A 22,186-nucleotide genomic window follows, 5' to 3' on the forward strand; every position below is an offset into this window, starting at 1 on the left:
TTGCTTTCTTTCGGAACAGCTTTTCATTGTAGCGGTACGTGACATTTGGTAAAATAGAGCGTATCGCAAAAGGTGGACAGTTTTTCCTTAGAGAGAGGAGGTTCTGGCATGCCAAAAGGGTCAGGAAAAGTATTATCTCAAAATAAGAAAGCCAATCACGATTATTTTATAGAAGAAACCTATGAAACAGGCATCGTTCTGCAAGGAACCGAAATCAAATCGATTCGCGCCGGCCGTGTAAACCTTAAGGATTCCTTCGCCAAAATCGAACGGGGAGAAGTGTTTCTCCATAATATGCACGTCAGCCCGTATGAGCAGGGAAACCGCTATAACCACGATCCGCTCCGGACGAGAAAGCTGTTAATGCACCGCAAGGAGATTAATAAGCTGATCGGGTTAACAAAGGAAAAAGGCTATTCTCTCGTTCCGCTGAAGCTGTATTTGAAAAACGGCTTCGCCAAAGTGCTTCTCGGCCTTGGAAAAGGGAAGAAGAACTATGACAAACGGGAAGACCTGAAGCGCAAGGACGCGAAGCGGGAAATTGAAAGAGCGTTCAGAGACAGGCAAAAAGGCTTTTAAAGGCATAGTGCTTGATTCAAAAATCAGGCCTGTGCTATACTGTGTTCATGATCAGATCACGACGCCATTCATTTGAAGGATTTGACAATTGAAAAGAGCCGTGATCATGTTATAATAAGACTATAGCCAGTTTGAGTGAGAGCTTGATATTTTCTCCCGTATTTCCCTTATAACAAGGGGACGTTACGGATTCGACAGGGATGGATCGAGCTTGAGCTGCGAGCCGAGAGGCGATCTCGTAAACACGCACTTAAATATAACTGGCAAAACTAACAGTTTTAACCAAAACGTAGCATTAGCTGCCTAATAAACGCAGCGAGCTCTTCCTGACATTGCCTATGTGTCTGTGAAGAGCACATCCAAGTAGGCTACGCTTGCGTTCCCGTCTGAGAACGTAAGAAGAGATGAACAGACTAGCTCTCGGAAGGCCCGCCCGCAGGCAAGAAGATGAGTGAAACCATAAATATGCAGGCTACGCTCGTAGACGCTTAAGTAATCGATGTTTCTGGACGTGGGTTCGACTCCCACCGTCTCCATACATACTGACAATAAAGCAGAACCTCTTAAGGGGTTCTGCTTTATTTTTTCTCCGGACCACAGGCACCAAAAAGTGCGTACTACCATTTTAATCCCAGCTGTTTCATACTGATTGCAGAGCAGATGTTTCACCAATCGCGTTTCTGTCAATAAATAAGAAGAATCAAAAACGGAGGGATGAACAAATGAAGCTGAATTTACAAGGAAAAACCGCACTGGTGACTGGTTCGACATCGGGGATCGGAAAAGCCATTGCCTCTTCGTTAGCTGAAGAAGGCGCGGCAGTGATCATTAACGGGCGCCGGGAAGAAAAAGTGAATCAGACGATAAATGAATTAAAAACACAGTACGCTGAAGCCGTCCTATATCCGGCTGCATATGATCTGGGAACAGAAGAAGGCTGCAATAAGCTGTTTCAGGCATACCCAGAGGTTGATATTTTAATCAACAATTTAGGAATATTTGAACCGGCGGAGTACTTTGATATTCCCGATGATGAATGGTTCCGGTTTTTTGAAGTGAACATTATGAGCGGGGTAAGGCTCACACGCAGGTATTTGCACAACATGATAGAGAAAAAAGAAGGGCGTGTGATTTTTATTGCCAGTGAAGCGGCGATTATGCCGTCACAGGAAATGGCCCATTACAGTGCGACGAAAACGATGCAGCTGTCCATTTCCCGCAGTCTGGCGGAGCTGACGACCGGCACGAATGTCACGGTCAACACCGTCATGCCGGGCTCGACTTTAACAGAGGGGGTAGAAACCATGCTGAACTCGCTGTATCCTGGCGAAAACCTGACTGTTCAAGAAGCTGAGATTCGTTTTATGAAAGAAAACCGGCCGACATCCATTATTCAAAGACTGATCCGTCCGGAAGAAATTGCCCACTTCGTTACATTTTTAAGCAGCCCGCTTTCTTCCGCGATCAATGGCGCGGCGCTTCGGGCTGACGGCGGTTTGGTCCGCAGTGTCTTTTAAACCTCTCCCAAAAGGAGAGGTTTTTTTATAGTGTTATTCCTAATTAAATTGACATAATCAAAGTATCGGAAAAAAGCTGCCGAGCTGACGTATAGCAACTGGATCAAGCCGATTCAGGATGTAGAGTAAAACAGGCAGAGACGATGGTCTCTGTTTTTTTGAGGGCATCTATTGAGCAGCGAAGGTGTTTTTGGGGCATACTATGGCGAATCATCGGGAAAAGTCCTATACATTTATAGAAAAGGATTCTGTCAAATGAACAAAACTGCTGAGAACAAACAAAGAACCATGCCAAGTATCGTGAAGGATGCCTTCCGCATTCGTGCGAATCCATTTCCATGGAAAAAGGCGATCGGATCAGGCATCGCTTCCGGTTTTCCTGTGCTGATTGGCGCATTGGCGGGTCACACGGATTACGGTTTAATTGCAAGCATCGGGGGCTTTGTTTATTTGTATGCGGGCGGTGAATCGTATAAAAAGCGCGCTTTGAAGCTGCTCTTGGTCTCTATTGGGATCGCCCTCTCATTTGGATTAGGGACGCTTTTGTCCGGGATGTTTTGGATGATGGCGGCTGCTCTGGGGCTGATCGGCGCAGCGGCGATGTTTATTTTTAGCTCGCTTGGTATACAAGGCCCGGCGCCAATGTTTTTTGTCCTTGCCTTTTTAGTCAGTTCCGGGCTGCCGGCTGATCCTTCACAAGCGCTGTTCAGAGCGGGACTGACGTTTCTTGGCGGCATTTTCGCCATGTGTATCGCTTTAATCAGCTGGTTATGGAACAAACATGGACCGGAGGAGGCTGTGCTGCAAAAAACGTATCATCAGCTGGCCGCATGTCTTTCTGCCGTCGGAACGCCAGGCCTTCATAACGCACAGCATCAGACGGTGCTTATGCTCAGAACAGCCCGTCAAACCATTCTCGGCAAAGGGAATAGGGGAAAAAAGTCGCAGCATGATGAACGCTTTTTCCGCCTGCTCGAAAAAGCTGACGACATATTCCTTGCCATTATTCATTTTTCGGCTGAAACGCCAGGCAGAGAGACAGCTCAGATTGAAAAGGCACTCCGTCAAGCAGGAGATGCACTGGGGTGTGTCCGCAGTTCCAGTGTGTTTCAGATCAAAGAGAATGAACCAGAGCCAAGCCGGAAGCTGCTTGAAGAAATCAATGAGGCTTTGCATATCGCTTCAGGACGAAACGATATGCAATTGGACCTGGAACCGAGCCGCCTGCCAGCCTCTTTTTACTTTTTGAGAAATGCCTTTGACTGGCAGTCTCCGGTTTTGATACGGGCGGTAAAGTACGGAATTGTACTGTTTGCCGCCGATCTGTTTGCCCTCGCATTCGGTTTTGCACGCTCCTATTGGATTCCGCTTTCGGCAGCAGCGGTCATGCTTGGCACCACTGTTGTCTTTACGCTGCACAGGGCCATTCAGCGTTCAGCCGGAACCGTAATTGGTGTTGGGCTGGCGGGCGCAATCCTGTTATGTAAGCCGGATGGTGTTTATATAGCGTTATGTATTGCAGTGCTGCAATGTCTTCTAGAGATGCTGATTGTCCGCAATTATGCACTGGCGGTTCCTTTTTTAACTGCTAATGCGCTGGTTATTACAGAAAGCATGCATGGCGGTGAGGACGTCGGCTATTTTATGCTAGCGAGGCTGACGGATGTCGCTGTCGGCAGCGTGATCGGGCTATTGGGAACAATGCTTTTGTGGAGAAGATTTTCAACGAAGCGGCTGCCAGAGCTGATGAGAGACGTGATCCGGCTGGAGGGGCAGTTTATGGAGAAGCTGTTATCAGGACAGAAAGCAGACGGACACAAATTAAGACTGAGCTTGGTCAGGCTTCGGGATGCGTATGACAAGGCGCTTGGGGAATTTCCTCATGCGAATGCGGAGGCGCTCTGGCCTGCCATCTCCGGCGTTCAGCACTTAGGGTATTATTTGCTTTCGGCCCAAGCACACCATCGTCCATCAGCACCGTTTTCCAAAGTAGAGATGGACCAGCTGAGAACGTTTTTTGAACAGGCTGAGCAGTCCGTTTTGATGAAAAGGAACCCGGCTGACATTCAGGTGCCGCAAGTTTCATATTACCCGCGAATCAGCAAAGAGCTCTGCGCACTCTATTCCGGACTAAGGACAGCTTTTGAGAAGTGAGCCGTTTGGAAAAGGAAAATAATCTTTAATTCGAGATATTTTACTTGAAAGTAATTTTTAGTGCCCCTATAATAAAGAGTAAGAGAGACAGAATAATCATAATGCATCTGTATGATAATAATTGATGTGTGATTTTAAAAACGAAAGGGCTGGTAAAAATGGCAAAAGTATTGTATATCACTGCTCACCCGCATGATGAAGCTACTTCTTACAGTATGGCAACAGGTAAAGCATTTATCGAATCTTACAAAGAAGCGAATCCGAATGATGAAGTTGTACATATCGATTTGTACAAAGAAAACATCCCTCACATTGACGCGGATGTATTCAGCGGCTGGGGCAAGCTCCAGTCAGGCACAGGCTTTGAGGAGCTTTCTGAAAACGAAAAAGCGAAAGTGGGCCGTCTGGGAGAACTTAGCGATCAATTTGCTACTGCAGATAAGTATGTATTCGTTACTCCATTATGGAACTTCTCGTTCCCGCCAGTGATGAAAGCGTATCTCGATTCTGTAGCTGTTGCAGGAAAATCATTCAAATACACTGAACAAGGCCCTATCGGCTTGTTAACGGATAAAAAAGCAATTCATATCCAAGCGCGCGGCGGCTACTATTCAGAAGGCCCTGCGGCTGAAATGGAAATGGGGCATCGCTACATCGGCATCATGATGAACTTCTTCGGTGTACCATCATTTGAGGGCATTTTCGTAGAGGGACACAATGCGGAACCTGATAAAGCACAGCAAATCAAAGAAGACGCAATTGCGCGTGCGAAAGAAGCAGGAAAAACATTTTAATGAAAAAGCCTCCCCTTTACTTGGGGAGGCTTTGTTTATTGCTCCAGGATAATGGTTCGCTTTTCTTCACTGCTTTTCATCGCGGCTTCAATGATGCGGATGACATCAATTCCTTCCTCAGCGGTGACGGGCAGCGCGGCGCCTTCCCGTATGCTTTCCGCTATTTTGCGGTAATATGTAAGGTAGGAGCCATTTACTGATGGGATGGTTTCTGTTTTTTTGTCCGTGCCATGAACGGTTGTCAGTTGGCCGTAAAACTCCGGATCATCCGCTCCCCAGCTGTCATCCTCCGGTTTTCTTCCCGCTCTGAGTGCGTCTTCTTGTCCGTCAATTCCGTATTTGATAAAGCTTGAATGCTGTCCGTGGATTTGATAACGAGGGCCGTTTGCCGGAACAACCGAACCTCCGTACAGAATGGCTTGGAGTCTTCCGTAATCCAAAGTCAAATGAAAGTAGTCAACAGTTTCTGCATTTTCTCGCTGGGCCATCACGTTTGCTGTAACGGCTTTAGGCATCCCGAATAGGTGCAGGGCTTGGTCTATGATGTGGGAGCCGAGATCATACAGCGTACCAGTGGCAGCGCCTTCTTTTTCCCGCCACCGTTCTTGAACTTCAGGTCTGTAGCGGTCATAGGAAACTTGATATGTATGAATATCTTCAAGGGATCCGTCAGCGATCAGCTTTTTAATTGTTAAAAAGTCGTTATCCCAGCGCCGGTTATGATATACACTTAACAATACACCTTTTTCATCGGCAGCTTTCTTTAATGTCTCCCCTTCTTCGGCCGTCGCGGTCATCGGCTTTTCGATGACAACATGTTTTCCAGCCTCAATGCATGCCATAGCATGCTCATAATGAAGGCCGCTCGGGGTTGTGACAATAACGAGCTCAATATCTGGATCATTTGTGATTTCCTCAAGTTCATGTACAACTTCAGCATCCGCAAAATCCCGTTTCACTTCTTCTGTCCGGGATGTCATGACTTTACTGATGTGATACTGATCCAGAACAGCAAGCAGCGGCGCGTGAAAAACAGAACCGGACAGTCCGTACCCTAATATCCCAACCTTTATCGTATTCACTTTTCTTCTCCCCTTTAAAACGTTTTCATAAGAAATATATACCCTCCTGATCAAATGGTAAAACCTAACTGATTCATTTTTTTTGCAGAGGCATGCTTAGACAACAGTTTGGACAATCAGTATAATGGGAATTAGTATAAGAAACAGAGGTGTACGCATGGAAAAGCATAACGAACATAAAGCATTAAACCATAAAAGCTCGAAAGAAAAGGATCAAATCACAAACCGGCTGAAGCGGATAGAGGGCCAAGTCAGAGGCATTCAAAACATGGTGGAAAACGATAGATATTGTGTAGATATTCTTGTGCAGATTTCAGCTGTTCAGGCGGCAATGAAAAATGTGGCGCTTCAATTGCTTGAGGATCATGCCCATCATTGTGTAGCGGATGCCATCAAAAGCGGTGACGGGGAACAAGCCATTTCTGAGCTTTTAGACGTTTTTAAAAAGTTCACAAAATCATAAAGTCTTTTTTTATTGTAATACCCTACGGGGGTATGGTAGGATGGAAACAGAAAGATAAACAGGAGGAATTCAAATGGAACAAAAAACATTGCGGGTTGAAGGAATGTCTTGTCAGCACTGCGTCAAAGCAGTGGAAACGAGCGTAGGAGAACTGGACGGCGTCAGTGCTGTTCATGTCAATCTGGAAGCGGGAAAAGTCGATGTTTCGTTTGATGCTGGCAAAGTATCAGTCAAAGACATTGCGGATGCCATAGAAGATCAGGGCTATGATGTAGCTGATTGATTCAAGGTATCGCGCCTTTAGGGAGGCGCGATATTTCTTTCATTTTTATATACCCCCCTGGTGTATATAAAGGAGTGAGTATGTTGAGTGAACAAAAGGAAATCGCGATGCAGGTATCTGGAATGACCTGTGCGGCATGTGCCTCCAGAATTGAAAAAGGCCTGAAGCGGATGCCCGGAGTTACGGATGCCAATGTCAATCTGGCAACGGAAACATCAAATGTCACCTACGATCCTGCTGAAACAGGGGCTGAGGCGATTCAGGAAAAAATTGAAAAGCTAGGCTATCACGTCGTAACAGAAAAAGCTGAATTTGATATCGAAGGCATGACGTGTGCTGCCTGCGCCAATCGGATTGAAAAGCGGCTTAATAAAATAGAAGGCGTCACAAATGCTCCTGTAAACTTCGCTTTAGAAACGGTTACGGTCGAGTACAATCCGAAAGAAGCGTCTGTAGGCGATTTGAAAGAAGCAGTAGATAAGCTGGGATATAAGCTGCAGCTGAAGGGTGATGAGGAAGGTGAAGCGGCAGCTTCTAAAAAGAAAGAAGAACGGAAGCAAACGGCGAGACTGATCTTTTCAGCGGTCCTGTCATTTCCATTGCTTTGGGCGATGGTGAGCCATTTTACGTTCACATCGTTTATTTGGGTGCCGGATTTATTTCTCAATCCGTGGATGCAGTTTGCGCTGGCGACACCAGTTCAGTTTCTGATCGGATGGCCGTTTTATGCGGGTGCATATAAGGCGCTCAGAAATAAAAGCGCCAATATGGATGTATTGGTCGCACTCGGAACGACGGCTGCTTACACTTACAGCCTTTATCTTACCATCCAAAGCCTCGGCTCCCATGGGCATACAGAAGGTCTTTACTATGAAACAAGCGCGATTTTGCTGACGCTGATTTTATTAGGCAAGCTGTTTGAAACAAAGGCAAAAGGGCGTTCTTCTGATGCGATTAAAAAGCTGATGAAGCTCCAAGCGAAAACAGCGACTGTCGTCAGAGACGGACAGGAACAAATCATCCCGATAGACGAAGTGCTTGTCGATGATGTTGTTTACGTCAAACCGGGCGAACGAATTCCTGTCGACGGAGAGGTGGTGGAAGGCCGCTCGGCAGTTGATGAATCAATGATTACCGGAGAAAGCCTTCCTGTTGACAAAAATCCAGGTGACAGTGTGACAGGTGCAACCGTCAACTCTAACGGCTTTCTGAAAATCAAAGCTGTCAACGTCGGAAAGGATACCGCACTTTCCCATATCATCAAAATTGTTGAGGAAGCACAAGGATCAAAAGCGCCGATCCAGCGTCTCGCTGATCAGATCTCTGGCATTTTTGTGCCCATCGTCTTGGGGATTGCCGTTCTTACTTTCCTCATTTGGTATCTATGGGCGGCTCCCGGCGATTTTGCCGACGCGATCAGCAAGTTTATTGCCGTTCTCGTCATTGCCTGTCCTTGCGCTCTGGGTCTTGCCACTCCGACGAGCATAATGGCTGGATCTGGCCGCGCTGCTGAGTTTGGAATTCTCTTTAAAGGCGGCGAGCATTTAGAAAAAACACATCGTCTCGATACGATTGTTCTTGATAAAACCGGAACTGTGACAAACGGAAAGCCGCGACTGACAGATGCTATTCCGTTCGGCCGATTTGAAGAAACAGAACTGCTTCAATTTGCGGCGGCAGCTGAAACGGGATCGGAGCATCCGCTCGGCGAAGCGATTGTTGCCGGTGTAAAGGAAAAAGGGCTTGAAATACCAAAGCTGGCACGTTTTGAAGCGAAAATCGGCGCAGGCATTTTGGCTGAAGCCGGAGGCAAAACCGTTCTCGTCGGCACAAGAAAGTTAATGGAGAGCGAACAGGTGGAGCACAGGGCTCTTCTTGCCCAAATGGAAGAACTTGAGGGAGAAGGGAAAACGGTTATGCTTGTCTCCATTGATGGAGAAGCAGCAGGGCTTGTAGCGGTTGCCGATACGATAAAAGACACCTCTCGGGAGGCCGTGGCCCGTCTGAAAGAGTTGGGCCTGGATGTCATCATGATGACAGGTGACAACCGCAGAACTGCAGAAGCAATTGCGAAGGAAGCGGGGATTACAAGTGTCATTGCCGAAGTCCTTCCCGAACAAAAGGCAGCCGAAATTTCCCGCCTGCAGAAAGAAGGACGCCAGACGGCCATGGTAGGCGATGGAATTAACGATGCTCCGGCGCTTGCCACAGCCGATATCGGCATGGCAATTGGAACAGGCACGGACATTGCGATGGAAACAGCGGACATTACGCTTATTCGCGGAGATTTGAACAGCATTGCCGACGCCATTCGCATGAGCAGACTGACAATGAAAAATATTAAACAAAACTTATTCTGGGCGCTTGGCTATAACAGCCTCGGCATCCCAGTCGCAGCGCTCGGATTTTTAGCGCCATGGATAGCGGGAGCGGCAATGGCATTCAGCTCCGTTTCCGTTGTTCTGAATGCCCTGCGTCTGCAGAAAGTAAAATAAAAACCGGCCAAATGCCGGTTTTTGTTTTTCATTGACACTTTCTTGGGAAACGCCATATAATAGATGTAACCCATATATGAGTATGTGCTCATATATAAAAATTCATGACCAACACTCATTGATACGCTTTGAAGAGGGAAGCCTAAATCGGAAGGTAAGGTGAGACTAGTGAAACAGGAATACGTTCTGGACGGTTTGGATTGCAGCAATTGTGCCCAAAAAATCGAAAACGGAGTTAAAGGCATAAAAGGCATTGACGGATGCGCGGTTAATTTTGCAGCAAGCACCTTGACTGTCTCAGCCGATGGAAAAGAAGAGCAATGGGTCACCAGTAAGGTAGAGAAAAAGGTGAAATCAATCGATCCGCATGTAACGGTTCGCCAAAAGCATAAACAGAAATCAGCTGATGACGGCTATCGTCATCGAATGATCAAGATGCTGGTAAGGATGGCTGCGGCCGTCATACTCGGAGCAGCGGCATATGTCGTTCATTCCGAAACAATCAAATTTTTGCTTTTCCTCGCTGCCTATTTGATCATCGGCGGTGATATTGTCATCCGTGCAGTCAAAAACATGAGCCGCGGTCAGGTGTTTGATGAGCATTTCTTAATGGCTCTTGCCACAATTGGCGCTTTTCTGATTCAGCAATATCCTGAAGGCGTCGCCGTTATGCTGTTTTACCAAATTGGTGAGCTTTTTCAAGGAGCTGCGGTCAGCCGGTCCAGAAAATCAATCAGTGCGTTAATGGACATACGGCCTGATTACGCCAATGTCAAAACAGAGAACGGGATCGAACTGGTTTCTCCAGAGGATGTAAAGACAGGGGACATCATTGTGGTCAATCCGGGCGAAAGCATACCGCTTGACGGAAGGGTTGTGCAGGGATCAGCGATGGTTGATACGTCTGCTTTAACAGGTGAGTCCGTGCCGAGAAAAGCTGCAGAAGGACAAGATGTAATGTCAGGCTTTATCAATCAAAACGGCGTTCTGCACATTGAAGTCACAAAGGTCTACCAGGAATCTGCAGTATCAAAAATACTAGATTTGGTTCAGAATGCGAGCAGCCGTAAAGCCCGGACAGAAAACTTTATCACAAAGTTTGCCAAGTATTATACACCTGCGGTTGTGATCATCGCGGTATTGCTGGCCTTTGTACCGCCACTGGTGGTTCCTGGCGCAGCGCTTTCCGATTGGGTGTACCGCGCGCTTATTTTCTTAGTGATTTCTTGCCCATGTGCGCTTGTCGTCTCAATTCCGCTCGGTTTCTTTGGCGGAATCGGAGCAGCCTCAAAGGCTGGAGTGCTTGTGAAGGGAAGCAATTATTTAGAGGCCTTGAATCAAGTGAAATACGCGGTGTTTGATAAAACAGGAACGTTAACTAAAGGCAGCTTTGAAGTGACACAAATCAAACCTGCGGAAGGATTTACAAAGGACAGATTACTTGAAGCGGCGGCATACGCTGAGCTTCATTCCCAGCATCCGATTGCAGAATCTGTACGTAAAGCTTACGGAAAAATGCTTTCCTCTGACGCCATAGAGTCATATGAGGAAATATCCGGCCACGGCATTTTTGCAAACGTAAACGGAACAGAAATCCTTGCTGGAAATAAGAAGCTTATGGAAAGAGAACAGATTGAGGGCGTCCCGGATGAAAGTGCTGGAACAATCGTACATGTTGCTGTTGATCAACGCTATGCCGGAGCAATCATCATAGCGGACGAAGTAAAAGAAGATGCGTCACAGGCGGTTGCCGACCTGAAGGCGCTTGGAATCAAGCAGACAGTTATGCTGACAGGTGATTCGAAGCAGACAGGAGAAGCCGTTGGAAAACAGCTTGGCATCGATGAGGTATATGCAGAGCTGCTGCCGCAGGATAAAGTGGCGCGGGTCGAAGCATTGGAAGCAAAGCTTTCGCCAAACGAAAAACTTATTTTTGTCGGCGATGGCATCAATGATACCCCGGTTCTTGCGCGCGCGGATATTGGAGCAGCCATGGGAGGCCTTGGTTCTGACGCCGCGGTGGAAGCCGCAGACGTGGTGCTGATGACGGATCAGCCGTCAAAAATAGCGGAAGCGATTCGGATTGCGAAACGGACACGGCGAATCGTGTGGCAAAACATTGGCTTTGCGTTAGGTGTAAAAGCGATCTTTCTCATTCTCGGAGCATTTGGGATTGCGACGATGTGGGAGGCGGTTTTCTCAGATGTCGGTGTTACACTGCTCGCTGTAGCAAACGCCATGCGCGTTATGCGTCTCAAAAACAGATAAATTGTCGGAGAGAATTCATTTTTTCGGGGTTTTCTTATAGGCGCTTGTCTTGTTAAAATAAAGAAGTGGGTCAATTGCGATCCGCTTCTTTTTTAATTTTAAAACGATGAGGTGTCGGAGTGAAAAAGAAACAGCAGTCTTCTGCGAAATTCGCGGTCATCCTTACAGTTGTGGTTGTTGTATTGTTAGCAGCCATTGTCATCATTAATAACAAAACGGAACAAGGCGATGAAGCGGTTTCCGGACAGCCGTCTATCAAAGGCCAGCCTGTGCTTGGCAAGGATGATGCACCGGTAACTGTAGTAGAATTTGGAGATTACAAATGTCCGTCTTGCAAGGTGTTTAACAGTGACATCTTTCCAAAGATACAAAAAGACTTTATTGATAAGGGCGATGTGAAATTTTCATTTGTGAACGTCATGTTCCACGGAACAGGCTCAAGATTAGCGGCTCTTGCTTCAGAAGAAGTATGGAAAGAAGACCCTGACTCTTTCTGGACATTCCATGAAAAGCTGTTTGAAAAACAGCCGGACACAGAACAGGAATGGGTGACCCCAGCCGTTCTTGGTGATCTTGCAAAAAGCACCACAATAATAAAACCTGAGACGCTCAAGGAGAATCTTGATAAGGAAACATTTGCTTCTCAAGTGGAAAAGGACTCTGACCTTAATCAAAAAATGAACATAAACGCAACACCGACGATTTACGTCAATGATAAAGTGATCAAAAACTTTGCGGATTATAATGAAATCAAAGAAACAATAGAAAAAGAGCTGAAAGGGAAGTAATCATATGAAAAATAGAATTGTATTTTTATATGCTTCCTGGGTTGTGGCTCTTGTCGCTATGCTGGGCAGCCTGTATTTCAGTGAAATCAGAAAGTTCATTCCATGTGAACTGTGCTGGTACCAGCGTATCCTCATGTATCCGCTCGTCCTGATTTTAGGCATCGCCACCTTTCAAGGTGACACACGCGTGAAAAAATATGTGCTCCCAATGGCGATTATCGGGGCATTTATTTCGATCATGCACTACTTAGAGCAAAAAGTGCCCGGCTTTACCGGCATTAAGCCGTGTGTAAGCGGCGTGCCGTGCTCAGGCCAATATATTAACTGGTTTGGTTTTATTACCATTCCATTCCTGGCCCTGATTGCTTTTATCCTGATTATCGTTTTTATGTGCCTGCTGAAAGGCGAAAAATCTGAATGACAAAAAAAGCGCCCGCAGTATGCCGGGCGCTTTTTTCATCTCGAAAACTCATGCTCCATAGCGTTTGGTGTACTCCCTCTAAATTTATCTTTTTTTATCGTAAAAATGTTATTGATTTTACGCTGGAGCGATTATAAAATCTAGAGGTCGTCAGAAAATTTAACAAACATAAAGGGAGTCATCAGAATGGCTTGGGAGCTGCTTAGTGTGATTGGCATCATTGCGTTTGCAGTCAGCGGCGCAATTGTTGCGATGGAAGAGGAATATGATATTTTAGGAGTTTATATATTAGGGATTGTCACAGCCTTTGGAGGCGGAGCGATCCGTAATTTGCTGATCGGTGTTCCAGTATCAGCACTATGGGAGCAGGGAGCGTACTTTCAGATCGCGCTCTTATCCATAACGATTGTGTTTCTGTTCCCGAAGCTGCTGCTGAAGCATTGGAACAAGTGGGGCAATTTATCAGATGCGATCGGTCTCGCAGCCTTTGCTATCCAAGGCGCATTGTATGCCGTCAAAATGGGCCATCCGCTTAGTGCTGTCATCGTAGCAGCAGTGCTGACGGGAAGCGGCGGGGGCATCATTCGTGATCTTCTTGCCGGACGCAAGCCGCTTGTGCTGAAAGCAGAAATTTACGCGGTCTGGGCAGCTCTCGGCGGTTTAATCGTCGGCTTGGGCTGGCTTGGAAACTCGTTTGGCTTGTACGTACTGTTTTTTGTGCTTGTTGTTTGCCGCGTCTGCTCCTATATGTTTAACTGGAAGCTGCCAAACCGTTCTTTTCGTTTAGATAACTATCATTAAAAAAACCGATTTCAATTTGAAATCGGTTTTTTTGCATATAAATAACCCAAACCTTGATTGATATTGGGTGAATGTGCTAAGATAAATTGTATTTACTGATTTTTATCATATATTTATTATATGTATCCAATTATATTGTACAGTATTTCATCTGTGTTTGTCAACTATTTTCTGGAGGTGCCGTTCATGAATCAGCAGGATAAGGAATGGAAGGAAGAGCAGTTAAGAATAGATGAGGTGCTGCAGGAGCTTGGCAAAAAAGAGCGGTTTCTGGAAACGGCTGCAGGCGGGTTAAAGCATGATGTTATCGGATTAAGAAAAAGCTTTTGGGAGGATGTTAGGGTTAATTTTGATGATGCCCATGAAGCGGTTGAAACGATGGCAAGCATTAAGCAGCAGGCAGAGCTGCTGTCTGATCGGGAACGGAATCATAGACATATGGATCAGCAGCTCAAACGAATTCATCAATTAAAAGCATCGCCTTATTTTGGCCGGATTGATTTTATTGAAAATGGTGAGGAGCAGGCGGAGCGGATTTATATTGGTTTAGCTTCCTGTATGGATGAAAAGGAAGAACACTTTCTGATCTATGACTGGAGGGCGCCGATATCAAGTATGTACTATAATTATTCCCCAGGAAAAGCGGAGTACGAAGTGCCCGGTGAAACGATAGAAGGGGAAATGGTGCTCAAACGCCAGTTTATCATCAAAAACGGCGCTCTCAAGGCGATGTTTAATACAGATATGACGATCGGCGATGAAATGCTGCAGGAAGTATTAAGCCATCACTCTGACACTCAAATGAAAAACATCGTGTCTACGATTCAGAAAGAACAAAACCAGATTATCCGTAATGAAAAAAGCAAATTCCTGATTGTGCAGGGAGCGGCTGGCAGCGGGAAAACATCGGCAGCGCTTCAGCGTGTCGCTTATTTGTTATACAGGCACCGCGGCGTTATTGATGCCGGACAAATCGTTTTATTTTCTCCCAACTTCTTATTTAACAGCTATGTCTCCTCTGTTTTGCCTGAGCTAGGAGAAGAGAACATGGAGCAGGCGACATTTCAGGAATATATTGAGCTTCGGCTTGGCCGCAAGTTCCATTGTGAAAGCCCCTTTGATCAGCTCGAATATTGCTTGACAGAAACAAAGGAAGGCGACTTTCCAACAAGGCTTGCGGGAATCACATGGAAGGCGGGCTTATCATTTCAGCAATTCATTGATGAATACGTCACATGGCTGGCCTCTGAAGGGATGATCTTTAAAAATATCGTCTTTCGCGGAGAGAAATTGATCACTAAGGAAAAAATTAAATCCTATTTTTACTCACTGGATCAAAGCCAGTCCATTCCGAACCGGATGGAGCATACGGCCAAGTGGCTGCTGAGTGAGCTTAACAAGCTTGAGAAAAAGGAACGGCGTAAGGATTGGGTCGTTCAGGAAGCTGAGCTCCTCGATAAAGAGGATTACTTGGATGTGTACAAAAAGCTGCAGGAAAGGAAACGATTCAGTGAGAGTACGTTTAACGATTATCAAAGAGAGCAGCAGCTCCTTGCCGCCATCATTGTGAAAAAGGCTTTCAAACCGCTCAAACAGGCGGTCAAACTCCTTGCATTTCTTGATGTAAAGCAGATGTATTTGCAATTGTTTTCCGGATGGGGAGAGGAATCTCGGCATGAGAAGATGGCAGCGCTAGGAGAGCTGACCCAATCGGCATTTGCGGAAAATAAATTGCTCTATGAGGACGCGGCGCCTTTTCTTTATATGCAGGATCTGATTGAAGGCAGAAAGAAAAATACGAAAATCAAACACCTTTTTATCGACGAAGCTCAGGACTATTCGCCGTTTCAGATGGCGTACATGAGAAGCATTTTTCCGGCTGCCAGCATGACAGTGCTCGGTGACATCAATCAGTCCATCTACGCCCATGCCATACACGGCGTTAAACGTATGGATGCGTGCTTTGAAGATGAACCGGCTGAATATGTTCGTTTAAAGAGAACGTACAGATCGACAAGGCAGATTGTCGAGTTTACGAAAGCAATGCTTCAGGACGGAGCGGACATTGAGCCTTTCAACAGAAACGGGGAAATGCCTATTGTTTTCAAAACCGAAGGACGTGAGGACCTGTGCCAAAAGCTAACGATAGAAATTGAACGGCTCAAGAAACAAGGACATGAAACGATAGCCGTTATATGCAAAACAGCGCAGCAATCCATACAGGCGCATGCTCACATCAGTGAGTATACAAATATCCGTCTGATTCATAAAGAAAATCAAACATTCCAAAAGGGAGTTTGTGTCATTCCGGTGTATTTAGCGAAAGGAATTGAGTTTGACGCAGTGCTTGTCTATGATGCGTCAGAAGAACATTACCAAACAGAGCACGACCGCAGGCTCTTATACACGGCCTGCACCCGTGCGATGCATATACTGGCGGTGTTTCATACAGGTAAGGCAAGTCCGTTTGTAACGGCTGTGCCGCCTCATTTATATCAGAATGCTGAATGAAGAGAAGGGAACCCTTCTCTTTTTTCTATTTAAATGAAACAAAGCGGTTTTATCATTAGGATTCCTAATAGTTGTCATCATGTAAATATATTTTACTTAACCCGAGTATTCCGGTAAAGTTCAATTAGATGCAATTTTCGATCAGTTTATAACTTTGTGAGGTGGATACGTTGCAACTTCAGGTAATGAACAGTCCGTTTAATCAGGAGCAGGCAGAGCTCCTTAACCGCCTTCTGCCAACCTTGACCGAATCTCAGAAAATCTGGCTGAGCGGATATTTATCCGCGCAATCTGTTCCCGCCCAAGAAACTGCAGGGGCGCCGGCGGCTGTGTCTGCAGCAGCGGCGGCACCAGCCGTTTCAAAAGAGGTAACCGTTCTTTACGGTTCACAGACAGGCAACGCACAGGGGCTTGCAGAGAATGCCGGCAAGCAGCTCGAGCAGCGCGGTTTTCAAGTGACCGTCTCCTCCATGAGCGATTTTAAGCCGAATCAGCTGAAGAAAGTAAATAATCTTTTAATCGTTGTCAGTACGCACGGTGAAGGCGATCCGCCTGATAACGCGCTATCATTTCATGAATTTCTGCATGGAAGACGGGCGCCTAAGCTTGAAGATCTTCGTTTTTCTGTTTTGGCGCTTGGTGACAGCTCGTACGAATTCTTCTGCCAGACAGGGAAAGAATTTGATCAGCGCTTAGAAGAGCTCGGCGGAAAACGGATTTCTCCGCGCGTTGATTGCGATCTTGATTATGATGAGCCGGCAGCCGAGTGGCTTGAGAGCGTATTTGAAGGGTTAAGTGAAGCCGGGGGCGGAAGTGCCGCACCTGCGCCAGCAGCAACGCCTCAAACCGGTGAGTCTTCGTATTCCAGAACAAACCCGTTTCGGGCTGAAGTGTTAGAAAATTTAAATTTGAACGGCAGAGGGTCGAATAAAGAAACACGCCATGTGGAGCTTTCTCTGGAAGGCTCTGGCCTGACTTACGAGCCAGGTGACAGCCTCGGCGTTTATCCGGAAAACGATCCGGAGCTTGTTGATCAGCTGCTGAAGGAAATGAATTGGGACCCTGAAGAAATTGTGACGCTTAATAAGCAAGGCGATGTCCGCCCGCTGAAAGAGGCGCTGATTTCTTACTTTGAGATTACCGTTCTCACAAAACCGCTTCTTGAACAGGCAGCCCAGCTGACGGGAAGCGATGAGCTTAGAGCGCTTTTAGCCCCGGGAAATGAGGGGAATGTAAAAGCGTATATAGAAGGACGCGATTTGCTTGATCTCGTCCGTGATTATGGCCCGTTCAGTGTATCGGCGCAGGAGTTTGTCTCGATTCTGCGAAAAATGCCGGCCCGCCTTTATTCGATTGCGAGCAGTTTATCCGCAAATCCGGATGAAGTGCATTTAACAATCGGCGCAGTCCGCTACGATGCGCATGGCCGAGAACGTAAAGGCGTCTGCTCGATTTTATGCGCGGAGCGTCTGCAGCCGGGAGATACATTGCCGGTTTATGTCCAGCACAATCAAAACTTTAAGCTTCCGAAAGATCCTGAAACGCCGATTATCATGGTCGGCCCAGGGACAGGCGTCGCGCCGTTCCGTTCCTTTATGCAGGAGCGAGAGGAGACAGGAGCCGAAGGAAAAGCGTGGATGTTCTTTGGCGATCAGCACTTTGTCACAGATTTCCTTTACCAGACAGAGTGGCAGAAGTGGCTCAAAGACGGTGTGCTGACAAAAATGGATGTCGCGTTTTCACGTGATACGGAAGAAAAAGTATACGTGCAGCACCGCATGCTTGAACAGAGCGCAGAATTGTTCGAATGGCTTCAAGAAGGCGCGGCTGTTTACATTTGCGGTGATGAAAAGCACATGGCGCATGACGTCCATCACACATTGCTTGAGATTATCGAGAAAGAAGGCAATATGAGCCGCGAAGAAGCGGAAGCTTATCTTGCCGACATGCAGCAGCAAAAACGCTATCAGCGTGATGTATACTGATTTGACTTGAAAGGGGTTTTTCAACATGGTGACCAAAATCTTAAAAGCACCGGACGGCGCTCCAAGTGATGTTGAACGCATTAAAAGAGAAAGTGACTATTTGCGCGGCACACTGAAAGAAGTCATGCTGGATCGGATCAGTGCCGGAATTCCGGATGATGACAACCGCCTGATGAAACACCACGGCAGTTATTTGCAGGATGACCGTGACCTCCGCAATGAACGCCAAAAGCAAAAGCTTGAGCCGGCATATCAATTTATGCTGCGCGTGCGTATGCCAGGGGGCGTTTCAACGCCTGAGCAATGGCTTGTCATGGATGATCTATCTCAGAAATATGGGAACGGCACATTAAAATTGACGACACGTGAAACGTTCCAAATGCACGGAATTTTGAAATGGAATATGAAGAAAACCATTCAGACGATCCACTCGGCTCTTTTGGATACGATCGCAGCCTGCGGGGACGTAAACCGCAACGTGATGTGCGCATCAAACCCTTATCAGTCTGAAATCCACTCAGAGGTATACGAGTGGTCTAAAAAATTAAGTGATGACCTGCTGCCACGGACGAGGGCATATTATGAAATTTGGCTTGATGAGGAAAGAGTGGCCGGCACGCCGGAGGAAGAAGTCGAGCCAATGTACGGACCGCTCTATCTGCCTCGGAAATTTAAAATCGGTATTGCTGTTCCGCCGTCTAATGATATTGATGTCTTTTCACAAGATCTCGGATTCATTGCGATTGTCGAAGATGGCAAACTGATCGGTTTTAATGTGGCAATCGGCGGCGGTATGGGAATGACGCATGGCGACACAGCGACATATCCGCAATTAGCCAAGGTGATCGGTTTCTGCCGTCCTGAGCAAATGTATGATGTTGCTGAAAAAACGATTACGATTCAGCGTGATTACGGAAACCGCTCTGTCCGCAAAAATGCGCGTTTTAAATACACGGTTGACCGCCTCGGCTTAGAAACAGTAAAAGAGGAATTGGAAAACCGCCTCGGCTGGCGCCTGGAAGAAGCGAAGCCGTATCATTTCGATCATAACGGCGACCGCTACGGGTGGGTTGAAGGCATTGAGGATAACTGGCATTTTACGCTGTTTATCGAAGGCGGCCGTGTGACAGATTACGATGATTATAAACTGATGACAGGCTTGCGGGAAATTGCCAAAGTCCATACAGGAGAGTTCCGTCTGACAGCCAACCAGAACTTGATTATCGCGAACGTTTCAAGCGATAAAAAAGAAGAGATCAGTGCGTTAATCGAGCAATACGGACTCACTGACGGCAAGCATCATTCGGCGCTCCGGCGCAGCTCGATGGCGTGCGTCGCTCTTCCGACCTGCGGATTGGCCATGGCTGAAGCTGAACGATATTTGCCGACACTTTTAGATAAGATTGAAGACATTATTGATGAAAACGGCCTTCGTGAACAGGAAATCACCATTCGCATGACAGGATGCCCGAATGGATGTGCACGCCATGCGCTCGGAGAAATCGGATTTATCGGAAAGGCGCCGGGCAAATATAATATGTATCTTGGCGCTGCATTTGACGGGAGCCGTTTAAGCAAAATGTACCGGGAAAACATCGGTGAAGAGGAAATTTTAAACGAGCTTCGCGTCCTGCTTTCCCGTTATGCGAAAGAACGCGAGGAAGGCGAGCATTTTGGTGACTTTGTCATCCGCGCAGGCATCATTAAAACAACGACTGACGGCACGAATTTTCACGATTAATACAGGGAAACGAGAGGCAGGGAATAGCTCCCTGTCTCTTTTGGTCTGGAATTTGCTCTGCGGCAAAAAAGTTCACTATGAGCATATCATGAGAAATAATACCCTAAAAAGGGTACTATAAAAGAAGACAAGTGTGGAGGGAACTCCTGCGACATCATATATCGGATGCAAGGCCATCCTAGCCTCAGCCTCTTTTAGACAAGCAGAATCATTGATTCATCATGTACTAACACAACAGACGAAGGAGGTCATGTATTTGGACATATTTTTAGTCGTTCTCGTTTTATTAACGATTATTGCGATATCCAATATCGTAAATCGGTTTATTCCGTTTATTCCCGTGCCTCTGATTCAGGTGGCGCTTGGGATTCTTGCCGCCTCATTTCCCCAGGGGCTTCATTTTGAATTAAACACCGAATTGTTTTTTGTTTTGTTTATCGCACCCCTTCTATTTAATGATGGGAAGAGAACGCCGCGGGCAGAGCTTTGGAATTTAAGGGCTCCGATTTTGTTGCTTGCACTCGGTCTTGTATTTGCGACTGTAATTGTAGGAGGCTACACAATTCACTGGATGATTCCTGATATTCCGCTGGCAGCGGCTTTCGGACTTGCGGCCATTCTTTCACCAACTGATGTCGTCGCTGTCAGCGCATTATCAGGAAGAGTGAAAATGCCAAAAGGGATTCTTCGCTTGCTTGAAGGGGAAGGGCTGATGAATGACGCATCAGGTCTGGTGGCCTTTAAGTTTGCGATTGCGGCAGCAGTGACTGGAGCATTTTCATTAGCGCAAGCGGCTGTCAGCTTTGTCTTTATTTCTCTCGGAGGTTTGCTGTGCGGGGTTGTCATTTCGTTCTTGATTATTCGTTTCCGCCTCTTCCTGCGCCGTCTAGGTATGCAGGATGTCACGATGCATATGCTGATTCAAATTCTGACGCCGTTTGTGATCTATTTGGCAGCAGAAGAAATCGGCGTTTCCGGGATTTTGGCCGTTGTGGCGGGAGGTATTACCCATGCAGTGGAACAGGATCGTCTGGAATCAACGATGATCAAGCTGCAAATCGTCTCCTCAAGTACGTGGAACATTATTTTATTTATTTTGAACGGCCTGGTATTCGTGATTCTCGGAACGCAGATTCCAGACGTCATTTCTGTCATTTTTAACGACACCGCTATCAGCAACATGAAGGTGATCGGCTATATTCTAGTCATCACATTTACGTTAATGCTCCTCAGATTTTTGTGGGTGCTGTTCTTCTGGAACGGCAAGTGGTTCTTTAATAAAGATCAGAACATCTATAAACCGGGTATTCGTTCCACGCTGTTAATTTCGATTTCTGGTGTGCGCGGAGCTGTAACGCTTGCAGGTTCTTTCTCCATTCCGTATTTCCTGGAGGACGGCACGCCGTTTCCAGAAAGAAACCTGATTCTCTTTCTAGCAGCCGGTGTCATTTTATGCACACTTGTTATTGCCACCGTTGTCCTGCCGCTTCTGACTGAAAAAGAAGAAGAGGACGAGGAACGAAACAAGAAGCTGCTGACGGCGAGACGCAAATTGATCAAAACAGCTCTCCAAACGATTAAAGAAGACATGAATGATACAAACAAAACGGCCTCCCTTGCGGTGATAGCTGAATACAATGAGAAAATGAAAAATCTTCGTTTTCAGCAATATACATCAACTAATCGCATCAAAAGGCAAGAGCGAAAAGTCCGTGCACAAGGGGTTAAGGCTGAGCAAGAGGCATTGATGAAAATGCTGGAGCGGGGAGACATCCCGGAAGAAACGGCAAACGTGCTGCAAGAACGATTTAATGAGTTGGAAATTTTGTATGCCAACCCGTTTAAGGTCGGATTATCAAAAACAAGGCTTAAGCGGCTGATGTATTGGATTTTCTTCGGTGAGCATAAAAAGCCGGAGATGTCGATTTTAAATGAAGCAGGGTTGATACGGGCAACAAGAGTGAAAACGGCAAAAGCAGCGATAGAATATTTGGAAAAACATAAGGCAGATGAACATAAAGAAGTATTTTTGTCTGTCATTTCATTCTATAAACAGCTCATTTTCAGGTTGGAGCACAGCCATCATGAGCTGAAATCAAGCGCCCATTTTGAAAATCAGAAGCTGGAAGTGAAGCTGAAGGCTGTGCAGGCAATCAGAAATGAAATTCAAACGCTCTTTGAGGAGGGAGAAATTTCCCGGGATATCTCCCATGAGCTTCGCCAATACATTAATGATGTGGAAGCCGCCATGCTTGAAGGCGGCGAATAGATGCAGTAAAAAAGCTGGCGCTGAAACGCCAGCTT

16 protein-coding genes and 1 other RNA gene are annotated in these 22,186 nt (G+C 46.5%); 16 read left to right on the forward strand and 1 reads right to left on the reverse strand.

All coding sequences use genetic code 11. The features are described from left to right. Positions 1-108 precede the first annotated feature (108 nt). From smpB to azoRB, 5 genes are all read left to right on the forward strand, one after another. Positions 109-579, forward strand: a complete 471-nt coding sequence (gene smpB, locus MOB98_RS10505) for an SsrA-binding protein (RefSeq protein ID WP_268361714.1) — start codon at positions 109-111, stop codon at positions 577-579. Positions 580-755: 176 nt separating this feature from the next. After that, positions 756-1,118: a transfer-messenger RNA gene (gene ssrA / locus MOB98_RS10510) on the forward strand. 183 nt (positions 1,119-1,301) lie between these two features. Then, complete coding sequence (locus MOB98_RS10515) at positions 1,302-2,096, forward strand: SDR family NAD(P)-dependent oxidoreductase (protein WP_268361713.1); 795 nt, start codon at positions 1,302-1,304, stop codon at positions 2,094-2,096. A 255-nt stretch (positions 2,097-2,351) separates the two neighbouring features. Continuing rightward, positions 2,352-4,250 carry an FUSC family protein gene (locus MOB98_RS10520; protein WP_268361711.1) on the forward strand — a complete coding sequence of 633 codons (1,899 nt, stop codon included), beginning with the start codon at positions 2,352-2,354 and terminating at the stop codon, positions 4,248-4,250. A gap of 158 nt (positions 4,251-4,408) precedes the next feature. Next, positions 4,409-5,044 carry an FMN-dependent NADH-azoreductase AzoRB gene (gene azoRB / locus MOB98_RS10525; RefSeq protein ID WP_268361709.1) on the forward strand — a complete coding sequence of 212 codons (636 nt, stop codon included), beginning with the start codon at positions 4,409-4,411 and terminating at the stop codon, positions 5,042-5,044. Between the two features lie 35 nt (positions 5,045-5,079). On the opposite strand, the gene MOB98_RS10530 is transcribed toward azoRB, so the two are convergent. Continuing rightward, positions 5,080-6,162 carry an oxidoreductase gene (locus tag MOB98_RS10530; RefSeq protein WP_268361733.1) on the reverse strand — a complete coding sequence of 361 codons (1,083 nt, stop codon included), beginning with the start codon at positions 6,160-6,162 and terminating at the stop codon, positions 5,080-5,082. Between the two features lie 121 nt (positions 6,163-6,283). On the opposite strand from MOB98_RS10530, the gene csoR reads away from it, so the two are divergent. The 11 genes from csoR to MOB98_RS10585 all read left to right on the forward strand — a co-directional run bounded on the left by csoR (position 6,284) and on the right by MOB98_RS10585 (position 22,151). After that, positions 6,284-6,589, forward strand: a complete 306-nt coding sequence (gene csoR / locus MOB98_RS10535; RefSeq protein WP_003220011.1) for a copper-sensing transcriptional repressor CsoR — start codon at positions 6,284-6,286, stop codon at positions 6,587-6,589. 73 nt (positions 6,590-6,662) lie between these two features. Then, entirely contained in the window at positions 6,663-6,872 is a 210-nt protein-coding gene (gene copZ, locus MOB98_RS10540) for a copper chaperone CopZ (protein ID WP_268361707.1), read from the forward strand. 83 nt (positions 6,873-6,955) lie between these two features. Continuing rightward, complete coding sequence (gene copA / locus MOB98_RS10545; RefSeq protein WP_268361705.1) at positions 6,956-9,367, forward strand: copper-exporting P-type ATPase CopA; 2,412 nt, start codon at positions 6,956-6,958, stop codon at positions 9,365-9,367. A gap of 159 nt (positions 9,368-9,526) precedes the next feature. Beyond that, on the forward strand, positions 9,527-11,635 hold the full coding sequence (locus tag MOB98_RS10550) for a heavy metal translocating P-type ATPase (RefSeq protein ID WP_268361703.1): 2,109 nt from the start codon (positions 9,527-9,529) through the stop codon (positions 11,633-11,635). 119 nt (positions 11,636-11,754) lie between these two features. Continuing rightward, positions 11,755-12,423 carry a disulfide bond formation protein BdbD gene (gene bdbD / locus MOB98_RS10555; protein ID WP_268361701.1) on the forward strand — a complete coding sequence of 223 codons (669 nt, stop codon included), beginning with the start codon at positions 11,755-11,757 and terminating at the stop codon, positions 12,421-12,423. 4 nt (positions 12,424-12,427) lie between these two features. Beyond that, a complete protein-coding gene (locus MOB98_RS10560; RefSeq protein ID WP_003235152.1) occupies positions 12,428-12,844 on the forward strand; it encodes a disulfide oxidoreductase in 417 nt (138 codons plus the stop codon). Between the two features lie 186 nt (positions 12,845-13,030). After that, positions 13,031-13,645 (forward strand): trimeric intracellular cation channel family protein, encoded by a 615-nt coding sequence (locus MOB98_RS10565; protein WP_268361698.1) that lies wholly within the window; start codon positions 13,031-13,033, stop codon positions 13,643-13,645. Between the two features lie 186 nt (positions 13,646-13,831). Further along, positions 13,832-16,156: an RNA polymerase recycling motor HelD gene (helD, locus tag MOB98_RS10570; RefSeq protein WP_268361696.1), complete on the forward strand. Its 2,325-nt coding sequence runs from the start codon at positions 13,832-13,834 to the stop codon at positions 16,154-16,156. Between the two features lie 170 nt (positions 16,157-16,326). Further along, the gene (locus MOB98_RS10575; protein WP_268361695.1) at positions 16,327-18,141 is read left to right on the forward strand and encodes an assimilatory sulfite reductase (NADPH) flavoprotein subunit; all 1,815 of its coding nucleotides are present in this window, start codon (positions 16,327-16,329) and stop codon (positions 18,139-18,141) included. A 25-nt stretch (positions 18,142-18,166) separates the two neighbouring features. Next, the gene (cysI, locus tag MOB98_RS10580) at positions 18,167-19,882 is read left to right on the forward strand and encodes an assimilatory sulfite reductase (NADPH) hemoprotein subunit (protein ID WP_268361693.1); all 1,716 of its coding nucleotides are present in this window, start codon (positions 18,167-18,169) and stop codon (positions 19,880-19,882) included. Positions 19,883-20,138: 256 nt separating this feature from the next. Beyond that, positions 20,139-22,151: a Na+/H+ antiporter gene (locus MOB98_RS10585; protein WP_268361691.1), complete on the forward strand. Its 2,013-nt coding sequence runs from the start codon at positions 20,139-20,141 to the stop codon at positions 22,149-22,151. The last annotated feature ends 35 nt before the right edge of the window (positions 22,152-22,186 follow it).

The organism is Bacillus sp. N13C7 (assembly GCF_026790065.1).
GTDB lineage: Bacteria > Bacillota > Bacilli > Bacillales > Bacillaceae > Bacillus.

Excerpts from the sequence above, each read along its gene's own strand:
- smpB (WP_268361714.1), top strand. The coding sequence starts at position 109 with ATGCCAAAAGGGTCAGGAAAAGTATTATCTCAAAATAAGAAAGCCAAT.
- MOB98_RS10515 (WP_268361713.1), top strand. The coding sequence starts at position 1,302 with ATGAAGCTGAATTTACAAGGAAAAACCGCACTGGTGACTGGTTCGACA.
- MOB98_RS10520 (WP_268361711.1), top strand. The coding sequence starts at position 2,352 with ATGAACAAAACTGCTGAGAACAAACAAAGAACCATGCCAAGTATCGTG.
- azoRB (WP_268361709.1), top strand. The coding sequence starts at position 4,409 with ATGGCAAAAGTATTGTATATCACTGCTCACCCGCATGATGAAGCTACT.
- csoR (WP_003220011.1), top strand. The coding sequence starts at position 6,284 with ATGGAAAAGCATAACGAACATAAAGCATTAAACCATAAAAGCTCGAAA.
- copZ (WP_268361707.1), top strand. The coding sequence starts at position 6,663 with ATGGAACAAAAAACATTGCGGGTTGAAGGAATGTCTTGTCAGCACTGC.
- MOB98_RS10560 (WP_003235152.1), top strand. The coding sequence starts at position 12,428 with ATGAAAAATAGAATTGTATTTTTATATGCTTCCTGGGTTGTGGCTCTT.
- MOB98_RS10565 (WP_268361698.1), top strand. The coding sequence starts at position 13,031 with ATGGCTTGGGAGCTGCTTAGTGTGATTGGCATCATTGCGTTTGCAGTC.
- helD (WP_268361696.1), top strand. The coding sequence starts at position 13,832 with ATGAATCAGCAGGATAAGGAATGGAAGGAAGAGCAGTTAAGAATAGAT.
- cysI (WP_268361693.1), top strand. The coding sequence starts at position 18,167 with ATGGTGACCAAAATCTTAAAAGCACCGGACGGCGCTCCAAGTGATGTT.